Source organism: Vibrio sp. D404a (genome assembly GCF_030248535.1).
Classification (GTDB): domain Bacteria; phylum Pseudomonadota; class Gammaproteobacteria; order Enterobacterales; family Vibrionaceae; genus Vibrio.
Map to the genome: position 1 here is coordinate 71,054 of NZ_JAHGAJ010000005.1, position 17,023 is coordinate 88,076.

The window sequence follows — 17,023 nt, forward strand, 5'->3', positions numbered from 1 at the left end:
ACTTTAAGCGCAGAGTGTGAGGGTTGGAATGGAAGAGCAGGACGCTAAAAAGATAGTTTCTCTAATCAAGTGTGGATATGCCCAATATTTGGTGGCGGGTTATAAAAAATTGGGGTTTGATCCTCATCCGTTGATTGCTGAATCTGGTCTCCCTTCGCAACTTATGGATCTCGATGAGGCATTTGTGCCACATGACTCTGTTAAGAAACTGGTGACCTTGTTAGCAAAAAAGCTTGAGGTAGAGCAGTTTAAACAGCTAGTCAAAACGGCGCTGCAACGAAATTCTGTGCAGCGATTGGTTGGGGAGTTTCGACATTGCAAGACGGTGCGCGATGCGCTGCGCGAAACCAGCAATATTTATCTGCATGACTCCACCAACGTAAATGTTGGGTTGGATGTTGTTTATGGAGAGAGCTGGTATTGGTGTAAACGTAAGGTAGAAGACAGTTCTGAATTTGTTTGGTCGGAAGTCTACGCGATCGCATATATTGTTGAACTCATTCGTGCTTTGTCTCGCACAGATTGGCAACCTTCGAAGATTAAGGTTCAGTCTCCAAATGTCGAATATCACAGGTCTGTTATTTCAAGTACCTGCCAATATTATGTCAATGATTCAAAAATCGAAATCTACGTCGAAGATGCGATCTTAGATACCGAACTGCACTTGCCGGGAAGAGTTCTGGATAAGCCGCTGTTAGAGCAAGATTGGTATTCTAGTTATACCGAGAAAGTGTTTACAGCTTTGTACCCTTACGCCAAGGATCTCGACTTGACCATTGGGCGCTCTGCTGATCTGTTGAAAATGTCACCCAGAACCTTACAACGCAGATTGGGTGAAGAGGGCACGACATTCAGAGCACTAAAAGACAGTTTAATGTTCACCTGCGCTGTCGAGTTGATGACAGAGGGCTATCCGTTAACCCATATCGCTACTCAACTTTCCTTTGCCGATTTACCTCAATTCTCTCGCTCATTTAAAAGGGTAAGTGGCTTGAGCCCACAAAAGTATCAAATGACGATTTTAAATGCCGATAGCATGACTTAAGGCTTAAGAGTAGCTCAGGTCGTTCGTGTCTGAAATATAGATGGTTAAGTCGATAAGTCTATTCAATACCCCGTCAGTTCCATATAACCACTTCCAGAGTGAGAACCTTGGATGGTGATTGGACCTTCCCAATAAGGCACCGAAAGTGGCATTTTCGCGTTCGGGTTGAGTGCAGAAATCGTAAGCTCGATTTGTTGATTAGGAATCGAAACTTGCCACTCGGTTGGATACTTTCGCCCTTGGATGTCTGTTTGCTTGGTTGCCTTTAAGCGAATGTCTTGTTGAGAAATGGCAATGCCAGAACCATCTTGCTGCATCAGTCTTGCGCTGGAGTAACTGGCTTGTCCGGTTTTGGAATCCCGCAATTGGAACACCACCAAACTGGTTTCGTCACTCAGCCTGAGAGCAAACCAGTCCCAGCCTTGTTGTGAGTCGAGTAAGAATTGCGAACTCCACTCTCGATCGATCCAACCCTTGCCGGAGACTTGATGGATGTTGCCATCAATGATGACTTCACCAGAAACATCAATAAACGGTTGGCTGTAGTAGTAAGAGGCAACTTGCCCATCGGCACTTTTGGTGCTGTAACCTTGCTCGCCTTGCTTTTGATAAGGCGCACTACTGTTGAGTATGAGTGAATAGCTAAATTGGTCGGATTTTGCTTTCAACGTGGCAGGGAAAAGATCATCGGTTGACGATGTCCATTGCCAATCATCAAGATAAACACGAAATGGTGAAACATCGACACCAGCCAAAGCGGCGTGGTCACGAGACCATTTTTCATCTGCGTAGTGTTTTTTCTGCGTAGTGACAGCACTGTGCGCCATGTAGATCTGGCTGCTTTGCCATTGCGTTTTCTTGGCTTCGTTTGAATTAGATGGTGGGGCGGCGGCAAAGCGAAACTGGGTCCACTGCACACCGAGTGATTTCCCATTTTCATCAATTAAATTAGCGGTTAAGTACCACCATTCATGACGAAAGTCGGGGTGGGCTTGGTGATCTGCGGGGAAGTTGATTTCAACTCCTTCTGTAACCGGAGTGAACTGGTCATCTTGTGATTGGTCGCTTCCTGCACTTCCCAATAGTGTTCCCATGGTTTGAGGTTGCTGCTCTTCGCAACCAACAAGTGCCAGAGCGAGTAGCGCAAGAGTGGTGGGTTTGATGGGGTGAATCATTACAAAACCTCACTTTGCAAACTGGAGACGACAGGTTTACTCACTAAGCGCCAAAGTGGTATCAGGGTGGCAATCACGCCGACCACAATGGTCACGGCAGCGATGCTCAGTGCATCACTCCAATCCCATAGGTAGTTCAAGCTCCAACCAAAGGCGCGCAGGGTAACAATATCGGTGAGTACATAACCAACCAAAGAACCTAATGGTAAGGCGATAACCAGAGTGAAACTGACTAGCGCGACGATCTGCCCGACAACCATGGTCATTAATTTACGACGGTTGACGCCAAGTGCGTACAACCTTGCAATTGCAGCTTTGCGCGCATCGAGCAACATAAAACAGGCGGTGAACAGGCCGATTACAGCAACCATCAATGTGACGCCATTTAACGCTCGAGTAATGGCAAAGGTCTGCGAGAATATGTCTAAGGCAATGGATTTGATCTGCGCCTGATCGTAGAGCTGACTTGGGTGCAGGTTTAGATCTTTACGTAACTGTTCATAAACCAGCTCTGGATTGCCAGAGACTTTAATTCCAAGGCTGGTGGGCAAGTCAGTGAATCCGCTTTGTCGCCATAGTTGTGGCGCTAAGAGTACTTCTCCATTTGGGGAACCATAATCATGGAAAACAGCACCGACTATGAGTTCTTTGTTGGGAATCGCGTCGAGCTTAAATTCACTTGCAAGCGATAACCCAAGTTTCATCGCAGTAGGTTCACTGATGGCTACTAGCTCACCTTGGTAAAAACGCTGCCAGAAGTTCTCCATACGCGATTTGAACACCATGGTTTGTTCTAAGGTGTCTTTGTCTTTGGTACCAAGCAAAATCGGTAAACCTTGCAGGTTATCGTCTACGTAATATTGCTTGTAGACGGTCTCAACATTGTCGAACTGCCCTAATGCATGCGTCACATCAGCGATTTCACCCTGTGCGGGGCTAACATAAATATCAGCGTGTAGCCTTTGTTCTAACCACTGTTTTAACGTCGATTCAAAACTGCCTACTAAGGTGTTCATCCCCATATTGGCAGTCACGGCGAGTAGCAGTGCCATCATGGCGAGAGAAAGCGGAGAAATCAGCTCGCGCAGCTCTGCAAACAGATACTGCATCAAACCGGAACTGGTGCGCTTTTCACACCAATTGGCTAACACGCTGAGTGTTTTGGGGAGATACAAAGGAATCGACACCACAAGCACGCCGAGCCACGCCATAGTGAAGCGGTGATGCTCACTCAGCCATAATCCTAGGAGCGCGAGAGCCGTCAACGCAGCACCTATCAGGAACAATTGGTTTTCGTTAGAAGTTTCTGGCGCTTGATAAAACCCGCCATGAGAAGAGAGAGGCTGGCGCACTCGCTGTTTAAAGTGCTGCCAACAAGCCAACAGGGTGGCGGCTAACGTGAGCAGCAGCGCTTGTGCCCACCATTGCCACTGCCAAGTGCCGGGCAGCAGTGTCGCGCCGTAAAGCTGTTCTAGCGTCAGTGCCACGGTCGGATGCAACCAATGGCTAAGCTGCATGCCCAATACAAAACCGAGTGTAGCGCCGATGGTAACGAGAATAGTGAGTTCAACTAACAGCGCAGAGAACACAATGCTCGGCGCAACACCCGCCTGTTGAATCTGCACGAGCAGTCGGTTTCTTTTCAGCAAGCTGTACTTTACGCCGTTGTAAGCAATGAACAGCCCGACTAAAAAGGCGAGTAAGCTCATTGCGGTGAGATTGAGGTGAAAGCTGTCGGTCAGCGAGCCAAGGTCTGTACTTTGATTATTGGAAATCCATTGTCCTTGCTCACCAATAATGTTCTGCCATTTTGCTTGCGCGTCTTTATTTCCTTTATCGCCCGCATGGAAAACCGCAATGTAGCTGAGCTGTCCTTGTTTATTGAGCAGTTGCTGGGCAAAACCAATGTCCATCAACATTCGGCTACCTAACTGCCATTCGTCAGGTAGCACCACCACTTGGGTTGGAATGTCGTCTAGAGTTAGGGTTTCTACCTCTCCTAAGTTTTGATGTTGAGATTGGCTCATCATCACAATCGGCTTACCGGCCAAAAGCTCAGGTAAAGGTAACGCACTGTCGAACAAAGACACGTTCTGCTCATTATCCGATGACTTTCCGTTTGTAGAGTACCGAGAGCGTGAAGAGATGGCGGTAATCAACTCGCTACCTTGTACAGACCAGCGACGCCCTTGTTCATCTCTCACTCGCCCTTCGATTACAGGTAGTGCAGCACTGAGCCCGTTTTGTCTAAGGGTGAAGTAGAGCGACTCGGGCAGATAGTTTTGCCCTGCTGGTGGAATAATTAAGTTCTGAGCTTGTGCGCTGAGTTGCTCTGTAGACTCTGCATAACTGCGCTTGGCATTGAGGTTGATGGCTTGCACTGCGACAAATAGGGTCACGGCCAATACAATACCAATCAAAATAGCCGCGGCTTGAAGGGGCGCTTGCCTATAGTGAGCGGCGAACAGATTCAGCGCAAGTTTGGTATGGCTGAATCTGAAAGCGTTAACTTTAGCGGGCTTCATATGCGAGGTCACTTTGGCTTTGTTGATGCACTAATTGATCGTTATACAGTTCACTATTTTCAAGGCGCAAGCGTGTTTGCATGAACTCAGCGCAGTCAGGGCTGTGGGTGACTAGCAGCACCGCCGTATTGCCTTGGGTAGTAATTTCACTGAGCAGTTTCATCACTTCGATACCTGCTTTTTGGTCGAGGTTACCTGTGGGTTCATCGGCTAGCAGAAGCTTAGGTTTATGGGCTAATGCTCTAGCGATGGCGACTCGTTGCTGTTGGCCGCCGGAAAGGGCAGATACATGTCTATCGAGCAGTTGGCTGATGCCAAGTGTCTCGACCAAATAATCACACCAGTCATTCCATTGTTGCTGATTCAAATGCAGAGGGAAGGCGATGTTTTGCTGCACGTTGAGCGGCGTTAATAGGTTGAATTGCTGGAAGATAACACCGAGTTTTTGATGGCGGAACTGGCTCCACTGTGGGTCTTTCCAGAGGGTGGTATTGTCGCCATCTAGCCATAGCTCTCCGGAAGATAGCGGCTCAAAGCCAGCGATGATATTGAGTAGGGTACTTTTACCGCTACCACTGGCGCCCGTCAGTGCAACACTCGCTCCTGTGTTCAACGTAAAGTCGACCCCTTCCAACACGCGATGTGTCTCTTTGCCATCAACAAAGCTTTTACTGGCACGTTTAAGTGCGACGAGTGGGCTTTCCATCACCTCTCCCTAAGGGCTTGTTTTAGTTGAACGCTTATTAATTGAGTTACTTAAAATCTTAGCTCATAAACAAGGCGAAAGGCGTGATTTATTCGAATTATTAATGACTTGGTATTAGCGGTTGGAGGAAAGAGGAATTTAAAAAACGCCCAAAGCAGGGAGCATTGGGCGTTGTAACTGTTCTGGGTACGAACTTATTGATTAAGCTTGTTTTGAGCTCTCGCTATTCGACTTTCACAAGTGTGCTTGAGTCAGTATGCGCAAAGGCATTGCCATAGATCTCTAGACCGGTCGATTGCGTGTAGGTGATCTGGTTTTCGGAAATCACCAAGTTCATCGTAAAGTCTGTCGTCTTAGCATTGTCTGTCATGTACTCTGATTCTGCTATGCCTCGTTTAGAGGATACCAGTGTCATAGTGTCGCCAGCTGGGCCTTCTGCGGTAACACATGTGGTTCGAGGTACGCAGAAAGAGTTGTAGACGATCTGATTCTTTTGGTCGTAAATGAAGTAGCCACGTTGATCGTGGAATTTAGAGTCGTCCGATTTTCTGAACACCTCTTGCTTGTAATAGAGTGCAACGAGGTACTGATCGCTCGCGTTGGTGGCATCGGCTGCGACTTCAAATGTCATTACTTCATAGAATGGTGTGACTGCTGGGCCGCCAGCACCGACGTCAGTTCCTTTTTGACCTGGTGACACATCAACGCCTGCTGCTTCAATCGATTTCCAAGTACCGACAAGCTTTGCAAGTGGGCCAAAGTCCAACCCATCGATGATGTTGTGATGAGCGAATGTAGGTGTTGAGATGGTTGCCGCGATAACCAATGCTAAGGCTTTTTTCATGACTGCTTCCTTATCTTTTTATTATTAAACCACAATTAATTTAAGGTTAAATGTTCGGCGTTTTATTATTTCAGATCAGTATTGCTGGTCGTTTTTAAAGCGATTTGTAACCTAATGTATCAGTCGGTTATCAGCCATGAATTAGTCATACGATTGAGTATGGTTGGCGATCTACACCAAGCCCGCAAATATTAAAAGTCTTGAACGAGTGTCGGTGTGTTGGAGCGGAAAAGTTTGGTAAATAGAGATTTATACTGCCAGCCTAGGGATAGTAAATGTTGCGCCAGCCTCTTATTTTCGATGATCGCGACTTCAATGCCACGGTAGTGGTAGGGTGACCTTTTCACATACTCGATAAACTCGGTGAGTACGCCCTGATTGCGCACTGAGGGCACGAAATTAATCGCTACAATACTGAACCGCTGGCTACCGACTGGACAGCGAACAAAGCAGTGGCCGTAATCCGTTTTGATGGTTTCAGAAAACTCAGGAAATGGCCGAGATTGGCAGGTTTTAGAAAGGGCATCGTATTCTGTACAAAGCTGCTTAAGAAGGTGTTGCGCGTCGTCATTCATACTGGCTACTCCGTTTTCGGTTTCGCGATTGTCTTTCCATGACTAGTTTACCCACCAATACTGGTGCTAATGCGGTATAAAGTGCCCCTGATTTTGTTCCGCTTTTTAGTTGTGACTTTCGCTGTGGTTTTCGCGCTGAAATGTCAGTTGATGTTCTTAAATAGAGACCTCTGTGAATGCTTAGCCTCGTAGGTTTGCGTCGACTTACGAAGCAAAATCTGATTGTTAGGCCAATGCCGTACCTGCTAATTGGCTTCCTATAATTTGGTGGTGGCTATGCTTGCCGTGTCCCCATATCGAAACTTTATAGGATGGAGAGGCTGATTACTTTTCTGGTTTTTTACACTTGGTGTAAATTTTTTAGCTTTTTACTAACGTAATAAATTCTGCTTTTCTTATGAGGTTGCCTGAGAAAAATGGTAAATTTAACGTATTGTCAACATACCTATCGTTTTCCAATTGGCTGAATCGCTTGATAAATTGGGAGGCAACTTCCGGTCGAGTTGACGAGGAATATCAACGAGCAAGGAGACTTCATGCTTAATTCTGTAACGGCGAAAGCGGTGATTGATCACGCTCTCTTTTTAGGGGCGGGTTTCGCAGAGCTATTCGTTGAACACCACCAGACCAGCAGCGTACAAATTGCGTCTGGTGAAGTGGATAAGGTTAATTCGGGCATCGATTTTGGTATCGGTATCCGCCTCTTCTTCGGTCATAAAGTCCTTTATGGCTATACCAACAGCACCGATGAGAATGAACTAAAACGCGTAACATCACTGCTTGCGGCAAAAGACAAACGTGAGCAAATCGCTTCTGCAGGTGCTCTGAATCTGAATCGCTACCCAGTGCAGCATGACTGTCGTATGCCATTGAGCAAAGACGCGAACCTTGATTCAAAAATTGCGTTCTTACTGCAAGCGGACAAAGCGGCTCGTGCAGAAAGTGAGTACATCAGTCAGTTTATCGGCAGTGCGCTACAACGCGAGCAGCAAGTCTCTATCTTCAACTCGGAAGGCCTTCACGTTGACGATACTCGCCACTACATTCGTGTCTCGGGTAACACAGTTGCTCAAAAAGGTACTGAGCAGTCTTCTGGTATGGAAGGTCCGGGCGCACTTGCTGGTTGGGAGTTTAGCGAGCAGTTAGATCCCAAAGAACTTGGTCAAAGTATTGCCCAGCAAGCCCTAATTAAACTGGGTGCGGATGTTTGTCCATCTGGTGAAATGCCAGTGGTGATTGGTAATGGTTTTGGTGGGGTAATTTTCCATGAAGCGTGTGGTCACTTACTAGAGACCACTTCTGTTGCTAAGAAAGCATCTGTATTCCATGACCAAATGGGTGAAATGATCGCGCATACCGCTGTAAACGCAGTGGACGATGGCACCATGACTAATGAGTGGGGCTCCATTCATGTTGATGATGAAGGTATGCCGACACAGCGTACTCAGCTTATCAAAGACGGTAAGCTCACCAGCTTTATGGTCGACAAAATGGGCGGCATGAAAACTGGCTATGAACCGACGGGATCGGGTCGTCGTCAAAACTACAAGTTTGCGCCAACGTCTCGTATGCGTAATACCTTCATTGAAGAGGGAGAGCACACTCTTGATGAGATGTTCGCAGGCATCGAACGCGGTATCTACGCGAAGAAGCTAGGCGGTGGATCGGTGCAGCCGGGCACTGGTGAGTTTAACTTTGCGGTTCGCGAAGCTTACTTGATTGAGAATGGTAAAGTCACCAAGCCATTGAAGACAGCGACTTTGATTAGCACTGGTCCTAAAGTGCTGAAAGAGATCAGCATGGTTGGACAAGATATGGCGTTAGCACCGGGTATGTGTGGTTCGGTGAGTGGTTCGGTACCGACGACGGTTGGTCAACCTACGTTGAAGGTCGATAACATCCTAGTAGGAGGCGGTAACTAATGAGCCAAGAACAACAACTTCTTAATGCCGTTGAATACGTACTTGCTGAAGCGAAACGCCAAGGTGCGGAAGCAGACGTTATCGTTAACAGCAGTAATAGTTTCTCGCTTAAAGCGAACCAAGGTCAGCTTGATGAATATAAAGTGAGCTCAAGCCAAGTTCTGGGTGTGCGTGTGGTCAAAGATGCACGTGTCGCGACCAGTTACTCGGAATCCCTAGAGCAACCAAGCCTTGATCTACTGCTGACAAATGCATTGCAGAGTGCTCGTTTTTCTAAGCAGGATGAGCATCAAACCATCAGTTGTGTAAACAGCACAATTACGACGGATGTGGCTGAAATTGCTCAACAAGACACAACGTCGGTCGATGAAAAAATCGAGCTCTCTTTGGCGCTTGAGCAAGGTGTGGTGAGTCAACCTCATGCGAAGAGCTCGCCTTACAATGGTTACAGCGATGGTGAGTCACAATTGATCATTGCCAATACTCAAGGCTCACTGTGTAAGCATTTTGAGCGTTCATTTAACTGCTATGCCTACACGCTATTTGAGAAAGATGGCAAGCAGTCGATGGCGGGCAAAATGTCAGTGGGTCGTCGCTTCGATGAGCTGCAGCCAGCCTACTGCATTGAACAAGGTTACAACCTAGCACGTGATCTGCTTGATGGCGCACCAGTGACGACAGGCAACTACTCAGCGATTTTCCACATCAATGCGCTTAGCAGTTTGTTCGGCGCGTTTGGCAGTGCGTTTTCTGGTGTGAGTGCTATGAAAGGCATTACGCCGCTTGGTGACAAGCTAGGCCAAAGTATCGCGAGTGAACTGCTGTCGTTCACCGATAAAGCGTATATGCCTAATGGCATGGCGATCGCGGGCTTTGATAGCGAAGGCTTTGCGACTCAAGACAATGCGATTATTGTCGATGGTCAGTTAAATACACTACTTCATAACAGCCAAACAGCGAGCTACCTAGGTGCAACATCGACAGCAAGTGCAGCGCGTGGTGCTAAATCGAGCTTAGATGTATCAGCAAATCATCGTGTGATTACAACAGGTCAAAGTAGCGTAGCAGAAGTGAAAGCGGGCGAGTACTTAGAGCTGGTGGAACTGCAAGGTGTTCATTCGGGAGCAGATGCGGTGAGCGGCGACTTCTCATTTGGTGCTAGTGGTTTCTTATGCCGAGATGGCGAGCGAGTTCAACCAGTTCGTGGTATCACAGTTGCTGGCAACTTCTACAAGATGCTGCAAGAAATTGATGCTGTAGGTAATAGCCAGCTCAGCAATGATAGCCGTACCTTCTTTGCTCCAGATGTTCGCTTCGCGCGTCTAAGCATTGGTGGTAAGTAGCATTGGCGGCAAATAGCGGTCTGATAATGACCTAGGCTATTCAGCTAAGAAAATTAGCAGCACCAAAACGACAAAGAGGACTCAATGAGTCCTCTTTTTAATTCTATATAAGCTTAATGTGATATCAATCAGTCAGCCATTTCTGGTTCAAGCACTTCGCTGATGCATGCGCGGCTGATGTCTTCGTTGATATACGCCATGCCGAGCTTATTTTGGTAGTCCATACGATCTGCGGAGCGAAGGTCGATATCCGGTCCTTCAATACCACACTCTTGGTATACCTTAGCTAAGTGTGCCATGAAGTTCTCGCCGATACTCATCATTAATAGGCTCATTGCACCCACGTCCGGTCTTACTTTCGCTCGTTGCTTTTCTGATAAGTTAACCGCCAGTACGATAGGTTGCTCATCACCTTCGAAACGTACGCTACGTTCACGTACCGTTTGTTGCGCCCAGTAGTATGCCAGCTCTTTACTTTGAGTCAGGAATACAGGCTCAGTCGATTCGGTGTAGTTATTGCCAATCGTGGCCATTGTTTTCTGCGCGGCTTCATTCAGTGCTTTGTCTCCAGAGCGTTTCAGCCCTTGACCTTTAATGGAAGCAAGCAAGGCTGAAGAGGTCCCGTGATACCAAATATCACCGGTTGCAAAGCCATCGTCAGTTAGCAGTTCTTTTGCATCTTGTAAGTAGGTAGGTACAGAAATCATAGGCACTCTCAACAACATGAATGGTATTAGTTTAGCCAGAAGAGCGAGAAGGGACACTGGTTTATCACGCAAATCTGGCTTTTGAAAAAATCGCGTTTTGTTTATTTGATACCAAGCCTTCGGGGGATAAAAGCTTAGTAAGATGAGCTTCCCCTCTCACCAGGAGAAGAAGAGAGGAAGCTCGTTAAGCGATTAGTCAAATTGGTGTGAAGTATTCAACTCACCCGCAGCTTTCAGTGCGTTCTCACCAGCAAAGTACTCTTTGTGATCATCACCCATATCTGAACCAGACATGTTTTGGTGTTTAACACAAGCAATGCCTTGGCGAATCTCTTTACGTTGAACGTTTGCAACATAGCCCAGCATACCTTGGTCACCGAAGTACTCTTTCGCTAGGTTATCTGTAGATAGCGCAGCCGTGTGGTACGTTGGTAGCGTGATTAGGTGGTGGAAAATACCTGCTTCACGAGACGCATCTGCTTGGAAGGTACGGATCTTCTCATCAGCACGCTTAGACAGCTCAGTTTCGTCGTATTCAGCACTCATTAGGCTAGCGCGGTCGTATGCAGAAACGTCTTCACCAGCTTCAACCATTGCATCGTATGCTTGTTGACGGAAGTTTAGTGTCCAGTTGAATGATGGTGAGTTGTTGTAAACCAGTTTCGCATTAGGGTGTACTGCACGAACGCCGTCCATCATCTCTTTGATTTGACCAATGTGTGGTTTCTCAGTCTCAATCCAAAGTAGGTCAGCACCTGCGTTGATTGCTTCAATACAGTCAAATACACAGCGGTCTTCACCAGTACCTTGACGGAATTGGTATAGGCCTGAAGGTAGACGCTTAGGACGAACAAGCTTGCCGTCACGGTTGAAGCAAACGTCGCCTTGCTTCATGTCAGCTACATCGATCTCTTCTACATCTAGGTAAGAGTTGTAGATATCGCCTTGGTCACCTGGCTCTTTCACTACAGCGATCTCTTTTGTTAGACCTGCACCTTGTGAGTCAGTACGCGCAACGATGATGCCGTTGTCGATGCCTAGCTCTAGGAAAGCGTAACGAAGTGCACGTAGTTTCGCGTGGAAGTCTGCGTGAGGTACCGTTACTTTACCGTCTTGGTGACCACATTGCTTCTCATCCGCTACTTGGTTTTCAATCTGTAGACAACAAGCACCCGCTTCAATCATCTGCTTAGCCATTAGGTAAGTCGCTTCTGCGTTACCGAAACCTGCATCGATATCCGCAATGATTGGTACAACGTGTGTTACGTGGTTGTCGATTTTGTCTTGAATAGAGTCTTGTAGATCAATATCACCTGCTTCACGTGCTGCGTCTAGTTCACGGAATAGACCACCTAGCTCACGAGCATCTGCTTGACGTAGGAATGTGTATAGCTCTTCAACTAGGCCAGCAACGGTTGTTTTTTCGTGCATTGATTGGTCTGGAAGAGGACCGAATTCTGAACGTAATGCCGCAACCATCCAACCAGAAAGGTATAGGTAACGACGATCTGTTTTACCGCCAAAATGCTTTTTAATTGAAATCAGTTTTTGTTGACCGATAAAACCATGCCAGCAACCTAAAGATTGAGTGTATTGAGAGCTGTCTTTGTCATAAGCCTCCATATCTGCACGCATAATGTCTGCCGTGTATTGCGCAATGTCTAGACCGGTTTTGAATTTATTTTGAGCACGCATACGAGCAGCAGATTCAGGGTTGATAGCATCCCATGGAGCACCAGCAGCACGTTTTGCAACTTCGATCATTTCGATATCTTGTGTGATTTGCGACATAACTATTCCTTAGTTTCACGTGGGGTATGTTTGCCAAATTTGGCTTGGATTAAAACTTTGCTATGGACAAAGAATAATCACATATGTGATAATTTTGTTAATTTATAGTTATTATATTCGGTATTTTTTATATGAATATTGCTCGTATAGACCTTAATCTACTTGTGTATTTAGACATGTTATTGCGAGAGCGAAACGTGACTCGCGCAGCCAAACAATTGGGTATTACTCAGCCAGCAATGAGTAATGGACTTCGTCGATTACGCGATCTTTTAGAGGACCCATTATTGGTGAGAACCAGTGAAGGAATGATACCGACGGAGCGCGCCCAGAAGCTTCAGCCGTTGATTCGAAATATATTGGCTAATGTAGAGAAGACATTGCAGCCAACCACCGAATTCCGGGCGGAGGACAGCGAACGCGTGTTTCGAATCATGGCGAGTGACTACGCAGAATCGACCATTATTCAGCCCTTATTAAGAAGGCTTAGCGAGATTGCGCCGAAGATTCGTCTCGATATTATGACGCCCAGTGACGTGAGTTATCAGGACGTAGAACAGGGCACCGTTGATATTATTATCAACCGTTTTGACAACATCCCTCAGTCCTTCCATCAGATGAGCCTTTGGCACGACGGGTTCTCCTGTTTGTTCAGTTGTGACAACCCAATTGCCGATGACTTTAGCCTTTTGTCGTATTTAAAAGCTCAACATATTTGGGTAAGCAAGACGGGAATGGGTACTGGCGTCGGGATCAACCCAAGTGAAGCACAGAAATTGGGGTGGATAGATGAGGCACTAATGCGCATCGGTAAAACGAGAAACATCACCGTGTTTACGCGACATTATTTGTCGGCCATTCTTTTTGCCCAACAGAAGAATCTGATTCTGACGATTCCAACAAAGGCGGCTCAACTGCAAAGAGATAACCCTAATTTGCTGATCAAGCCAGCTCCATTTGCTATCGAACCTTTTGAAGTAAAGATGGCATGGAGTCCGTTATTGCAGAGTAATCCCGACCACCAATGGATGCGTCGTTTGATTAAAAGTGTCGCGAGTGAAATAGAGAGCGGCGTGACAGGATAGCCCCGATTTACGGGTATTTTTTTTATGAATATTCAATATAAATGGCATAAATTAGCTAAATTTTGGTCCGTTACGTAGTTTATTGAGTAGTCATCGGTTAATTTTAGAGAGATTTTATGAGCAGTCGTATTCAACAGGGAAGCTTGAACATTGATAGCACCCTCTACCAGTTAATTAATGAACAGGTCATTCCGGGAACAGGCATTAACGCCGAAGATTTTTGGCAATCTTTTGCTGATATCCTTAAAGACCTTGCCCCAAAGAACCGAGAATTATTGATTAAGCGTGATGACCTTCAGCATCAAATTGATGCGTGGCACCAAGAGCGTGCTGGTCAAACGCTGGATCCGGTTGAGTACAAGCAATTCTTACAACAGATTGGTTACCTTGTACCAGAAGGTGACGATTTCGAAGTCACCACAGCAAGCGTAGAACCAGAGATCGCCACACAAGCTGGTCCGCAACTTGTAGTGCCTATCATGAACGCGCGTTTTGCACTTAATGCAGCAAACGCTCGTTGGGGTAGCTTATACGATGCCCTTTACGGCACGGATGTGATCAGTGAAGACGATGGCGCAGAAAAGGGCGGCAGTTTTAACCCAGTACGTGGTGCGAAAGTTGTCGCTTACGCTCGCGAGTTTCTAGACGAAGCTGCACCGCTGAATGGTGTCTCCCATAAAGACGTCACTAAATACAGCATCAGCAATGTCAGTGTTGGGAATACTCTTACGGCAACGCTAGAGAACGGTGAAGAGGTCACGCTGATTGAGCATGGCCAATTCATTGGTTATCGAGGTGAAGCGAGTGCGCCTTCTTGTATCCTTCTAAAACACAATAACCTTCATATCGAAATCCAGATTGACCCGAGTGCACCTATCGGTAGCGTAGATGCTGCTGGGGTTAAAGACGTTCTGGTGGAATCAGCGTTAACAACGATTATGGACTGTGAAGACTCGGTAGCAGCGGTAGATGGTGAAGACAAAGCGCTCGCGTACAGCAATTGGTTAGGCTTGATGAAAGGTGACTTACAAGAGTCGCTTGAGAAGAATGGTAAGACTATTGTTCGCAGCCTCAACCCAGATCGTCAGTACACCAGTGTTAGCGGCGGAGAAATCACGCTCAAAGGTCGAAGCATGCTGTTTGTGCGCAATGTTGGTCACCTAATGACTAACCCGGCAATCATCGACAAAAACGGCAATGAAGTACCAGAAGGCATCATGGATGGCATGATCACCTCTCTTATCGCTATGCATGATCTTAAGGGCAACAGCCCATATCAAAACTCGACGGCCAATAGCATCAACATCGTAAAACCTAAGATGCATGGCCCTGAAGAAGTCGCGTTTACCAATGAGTTGTTTGGTCGCATTGAGGATGCCCTAGGCCTTGAGCGTTTCACGATTAAAGTCGGCATCATGGATGAAGAGCGTCGCACCTCAGTTAACCTCAAAGAGTGTATCCGCGCCGCTAAAGACCGTGTGGTATTCATCAATACCGGTTTCCTAGACCGTACCGGTGATGAGATTCATACCAGTATGGAAGCAGGCCCGTTTGCTCCAAAAGCGCAGCTCAAAACCATGACTTGGATTGGCGCCTATGAAGACCAAAACGTTGATCTTGGTCTGGCGTGTGGCCTGCAAGGTAAAGCTCAAATTGGTAAAGGCATGTGGCCAGAACCAGACAACATGGCCAAGATGATGGAAGCTAAGCTGGGTCACCCTAAAGCCGGTGCGAACACCGCATGGGTTCCTTCACCGACTGCAGCAACGTTGCACGCGCTTCACTACCATCAAGTGAGTGTTCCTAGTCGTCAAAAAGAGCTTCGCGAACGTGTGAGAGCGAATGTCGACGACATCCTAACGATTCCATTACTAGGTAACCAGAAGCTGACGGCTCAAGATATCCAGGGTGAATTGGATAACAATACCCAAGGTATTCTGGGTTACGTAGTACGTTGGATTGACCAAGGTGTCGGTTGTTCTAAGGTGCCAGATATCAACGATGTTGGCTTGATGGAAGACCGTGCCACATTGCGTATCTCTAGCCAGCACATTGCTAACTGGTTACGCCACGGTATTTGTGATGAAGCTCAGGTGATGCAAACCATGAAGCGTATGGCTGCGGTGGTTGATGAGCAAAACGCAGGAGACCCAATTTACCGTAACATGGCGGATGATTTTGAAAACAGCATTGCGTTTTCCGCTGCTTGTCAGCTGGTGTTTGAAGGTTGTGCTCAGCCTAGTGGTTACACTGAACCCGTGCTTCATGCGATGCGCCTGAAGTTAAAAGAATCGACCCAATAACAGAATTCTAATAAAACGAATTTCACAAAAAAGTGAAACGGTAAAATCCCTGTTATTTACCAAGCCCAAGGTGCCGCACTATTTAGTGCGGCTTTTTTTATTTTAAATTTCATGAAGATAGAGTGTTCTTTAGCTAGGCGTTGAGTTATTCCACAACAATGATCTCACACTGTAAAATTGACAAAATCTGTAAAATTAACACTGTGAAGTTTTTGTTGTGAAATTGTTTCTAAAATCAATGTAGTCTTTAGTTACTGCAAAACACAACGCAATAATCAATTAGAAACGGGTCGATTAAGCTTTTTGATCTAGATGGAATTTTAAAGCCGTACGAGGGAAAGACTATGAATATGCTTACATTGGATAAAACAGAACTACACAGAAATCATTCTACCTTTATCGCTGAAGCTGTCTTTGCTGTCGAAATGGTTAAAGCCGATAAACAGATGGAAAAGCAACGCATGGCGAAGCAACTGCTAGACACGCTTTTCCCTCTAGAAAGCGGCTCACATGAAGATGCAGTTAGCTATGAGATCGATTACCGTCACGTGCAAGTTTACTTTAAGAATGGCGAACACACGGGTCTGAAAAGAGCTAAGCACTTTGTGGCTTACGCAGGCGACAAATCTAAGCCTTCAGCGATTTTGTTCCGTGACGAGAGTGGAACTCATGTTGAAGTGACCATTGGCGCTCGCGCTGGTACTGGTCGCCTAGAGCTTGTAAATATCGAAGATATTCAATTAGAGACATGTACCACATTTGGTCAAACGGAAGAGAGCTACACATCGGGCATTCGCCATTGGGTAAGCTTGGTTCAAGGTGACGACAAAGGTCGACCTACCGCGTGCAGTGAAGATAAAGAATATACTGCGAAAAACGGTGATGATTACAGCTTAGGGTTTAGCTTCGCGCTGTAAGGTGACTTCAACAAAGCCGGACAACCTTATACATTAGATATAAAAAAGAGCGACAAATATGAAAATGCTTGTCGCTCTTGTTCAT

At 46.4% G+C, this 17,023-nt stretch carries 13 protein-coding genes; 6 read left to right on the top strand and 7 right to left on the bottom strand.

The genetic code is table 11. The annotated features are described in order from the left end of the window. Positions 1-28: 28 nt before the first annotated feature. Positions 29-1,045 (top strand): AraC family transcriptional regulator, encoded by a 1,017-nt coding sequence (locus KI655_RS03095; RefSeq protein WP_285401631.1) that lies wholly within the window; start codon positions 29-31, stop codon positions 1,043-1,045. Positions 1,046-1,107: 62 nt separating this feature from the next. On the opposite strand, the gene KI655_RS03100 is transcribed toward KI655_RS03095, so the two are convergent. The 5 genes from KI655_RS03100 to KI655_RS03120 all read right to left on the bottom strand — a co-directional run bounded on the left by KI655_RS03100 (position 1,108) and on the right by KI655_RS03120 (position 6,870). Next, complete coding sequence (locus tag KI655_RS03100) at positions 1,108-2,220, bottom strand: lipocalin-like domain-containing protein (RefSeq protein ID WP_285401633.1); 1,113 nt, start codon at positions 2,218-2,220, stop codon at positions 1,108-1,110. Then, entirely contained in the window at positions 2,220-4,745 is a 2,526-nt protein-coding gene (locus KI655_RS03105) for an ABC transporter permease (RefSeq protein ID WP_285401635.1), read from the bottom strand. The genes KI655_RS03100 and KI655_RS03105 overlap by 1 nt, the downstream gene beginning before the upstream one ends. Next, the gene (locus KI655_RS03110) at positions 4,732-5,451 is read right to left on the bottom strand and encodes an ABC transporter ATP-binding protein (RefSeq protein WP_285401637.1); all 720 of its coding nucleotides are present in this window, start codon (positions 5,449-5,451) and stop codon (positions 4,732-4,734) included. Before KI655_RS03110 ends, KI655_RS03105 begins: the two co-directional genes overlap by 14 nt. A 223-nt stretch (positions 5,452-5,674) precedes the next feature. Continuing rightward, positions 5,675-6,295, bottom strand: a complete 621-nt coding sequence (locus KI655_RS03115) for a heme-binding beta-barrel domain-containing protein (RefSeq protein ID WP_285401639.1) — start codon at positions 6,293-6,295, stop codon at positions 5,675-5,677. A 191-nt stretch (positions 6,296-6,486) separates the two neighbouring features. Continuing rightward, entirely contained in the window at positions 6,487-6,870 is a 384-nt protein-coding gene (locus KI655_RS03120) for a hypothetical protein (RefSeq protein ID WP_285401641.1), read from the bottom strand. Between the two features lie 536 nt (positions 6,871-7,406). Between KI655_RS03120 and KI655_RS03125 the strand changes: the two genes are divergently transcribed. Both KI655_RS03125 and KI655_RS03130 read left to right on the top strand, forming a co-directional pair. Further along, entirely contained in the window at positions 7,407-8,792 is a 1,386-nt protein-coding gene (locus KI655_RS03125) for a TldD/PmbA family protein (protein WP_285401642.1), read from the top strand. Continuing rightward, a complete protein-coding gene (locus tag KI655_RS03130; protein WP_285401644.1) occupies positions 8,792-10,135 on the top strand; it encodes a TldD/PmbA family protein in 1,344 nt (447 codons plus the stop codon). The genes KI655_RS03125 and KI655_RS03130 overlap by 1 nt, the downstream gene beginning before the upstream one ends. 128 nt (positions 10,136-10,263) lie before the next feature. On the opposite strand, the gene KI655_RS03135 is transcribed toward KI655_RS03130, so the two are convergent. Together KI655_RS03135 and KI655_RS03140 are read right to left on the bottom strand one after the other, a co-directional pair. After that, entirely contained in the window at positions 10,264-10,842 is a 579-nt protein-coding gene (locus KI655_RS03135; RefSeq protein WP_285401647.1) for a hypothetical protein, read from the bottom strand. Between the two features lie 192 nt (positions 10,843-11,034). Further along, a complete protein-coding gene (locus KI655_RS03140; RefSeq protein WP_285401649.1) occupies positions 11,035-12,633 on the bottom strand; it encodes an isocitrate lyase in 1,599 nt (532 codons plus the stop codon). A 131-nt stretch (positions 12,634-12,764) separates the two neighbouring features. Between KI655_RS03140 and KI655_RS03145 the strand changes: the two genes are divergently transcribed. The 3 genes from KI655_RS03145 (at position 12,765) to KI655_RS03155 (ending at position 16,938) form a co-directional block, all read left to right on the top strand. Further along, positions 12,765-13,718: a LysR family transcriptional regulator gene (locus KI655_RS03145; protein WP_032550470.1), complete on the top strand. Its 954-nt coding sequence runs from the start codon at positions 12,765-12,767 to the stop codon at positions 13,716-13,718. Positions 13,719-13,834: 116 nt separating this feature from the next. Then, complete coding sequence (locus KI655_RS03150) at positions 13,835-16,021, top strand: malate synthase G (protein ID WP_285401651.1); 2,187 nt, start codon at positions 13,835-13,837, stop codon at positions 16,019-16,021. 344 nt (positions 16,022-16,365) lie between these two features. Continuing rightward, a complete protein-coding gene (locus tag KI655_RS03155) occupies positions 16,366-16,938 on the top strand; it encodes a hypothetical protein (protein WP_285401653.1) in 573 nt (190 codons plus the stop codon). Positions 16,939-17,023 lie beyond the last annotated feature (85 nt).

Excerpts from the sequence above, each read along its gene's own strand:
- KI655_RS03095 (WP_285401631.1), top strand. The coding sequence starts at position 29 with ATGGAAGAGCAGGACGCTAAAAAGATAGTTTCTCTAATCAAGTGTGGA.
- KI655_RS03100 (WP_285401633.1), bottom strand. The coding sequence starts at position 2,220 with ATGATTCACCCCATCAAACCCACCACTCTTGCGCTACTCGCTCTGGCA.
- KI655_RS03105 (WP_285401635.1), bottom strand. The coding sequence starts at position 4,745 with ATGAAGCCCGCTAAAGTTAACGCTTTCAGATTCAGCCATACCAAACTT.
- KI655_RS03110 (WP_285401637.1), bottom strand. The coding sequence starts at position 5,451 with ATGGAAAGCCCACTCGTCGCACTTAAACGTGCCAGTAAAAGCTTTGTT.
- KI655_RS03115 (WP_285401639.1), bottom strand. The coding sequence starts at position 6,295 with ATGAAAAAAGCCTTAGCATTGGTTATCGCGGCAACCATCTCAACACCT.
- KI655_RS03120 (WP_285401641.1), bottom strand. The coding sequence starts at position 6,870 with ATGAATGACGACGCGCAACACCTTCTTAAGCAGCTTTGTACAGAATAC.
- KI655_RS03125 (WP_285401642.1), top strand. The coding sequence starts at position 7,407 with ATGCTTAATTCTGTAACGGCGAAAGCGGTGATTGATCACGCTCTCTTT.
- KI655_RS03130 (WP_285401644.1), top strand. The coding sequence starts at position 8,792 with ATGAGCCAAGAACAACAACTTCTTAATGCCGTTGAATACGTACTTGCT.
- KI655_RS03135 (WP_285401647.1), bottom strand. The coding sequence starts at position 10,842 with ATGATTTCTGTACCTACCTACTTACAAGATGCAAAAGAACTGCTAACT.
- KI655_RS03140 (WP_285401649.1), bottom strand. The coding sequence starts at position 12,633 with ATGTCGCAAATCACACAAGATATCGAAATGATCGAAGTTGCAAAACGT.
- KI655_RS03145 (WP_032550470.1), top strand. The coding sequence starts at position 12,765 with ATGAATATTGCTCGTATAGACCTTAATCTACTTGTGTATTTAGACATG.
- KI655_RS03150 (WP_285401651.1), top strand. The coding sequence starts at position 13,835 with ATGAGCAGTCGTATTCAACAGGGAAGCTTGAACATTGATAGCACCCTC.
- KI655_RS03155 (WP_285401653.1), top strand. The coding sequence starts at position 16,366 with ATGAATATGCTTACATTGGATAAAACAGAACTACACAGAAATCATTCT.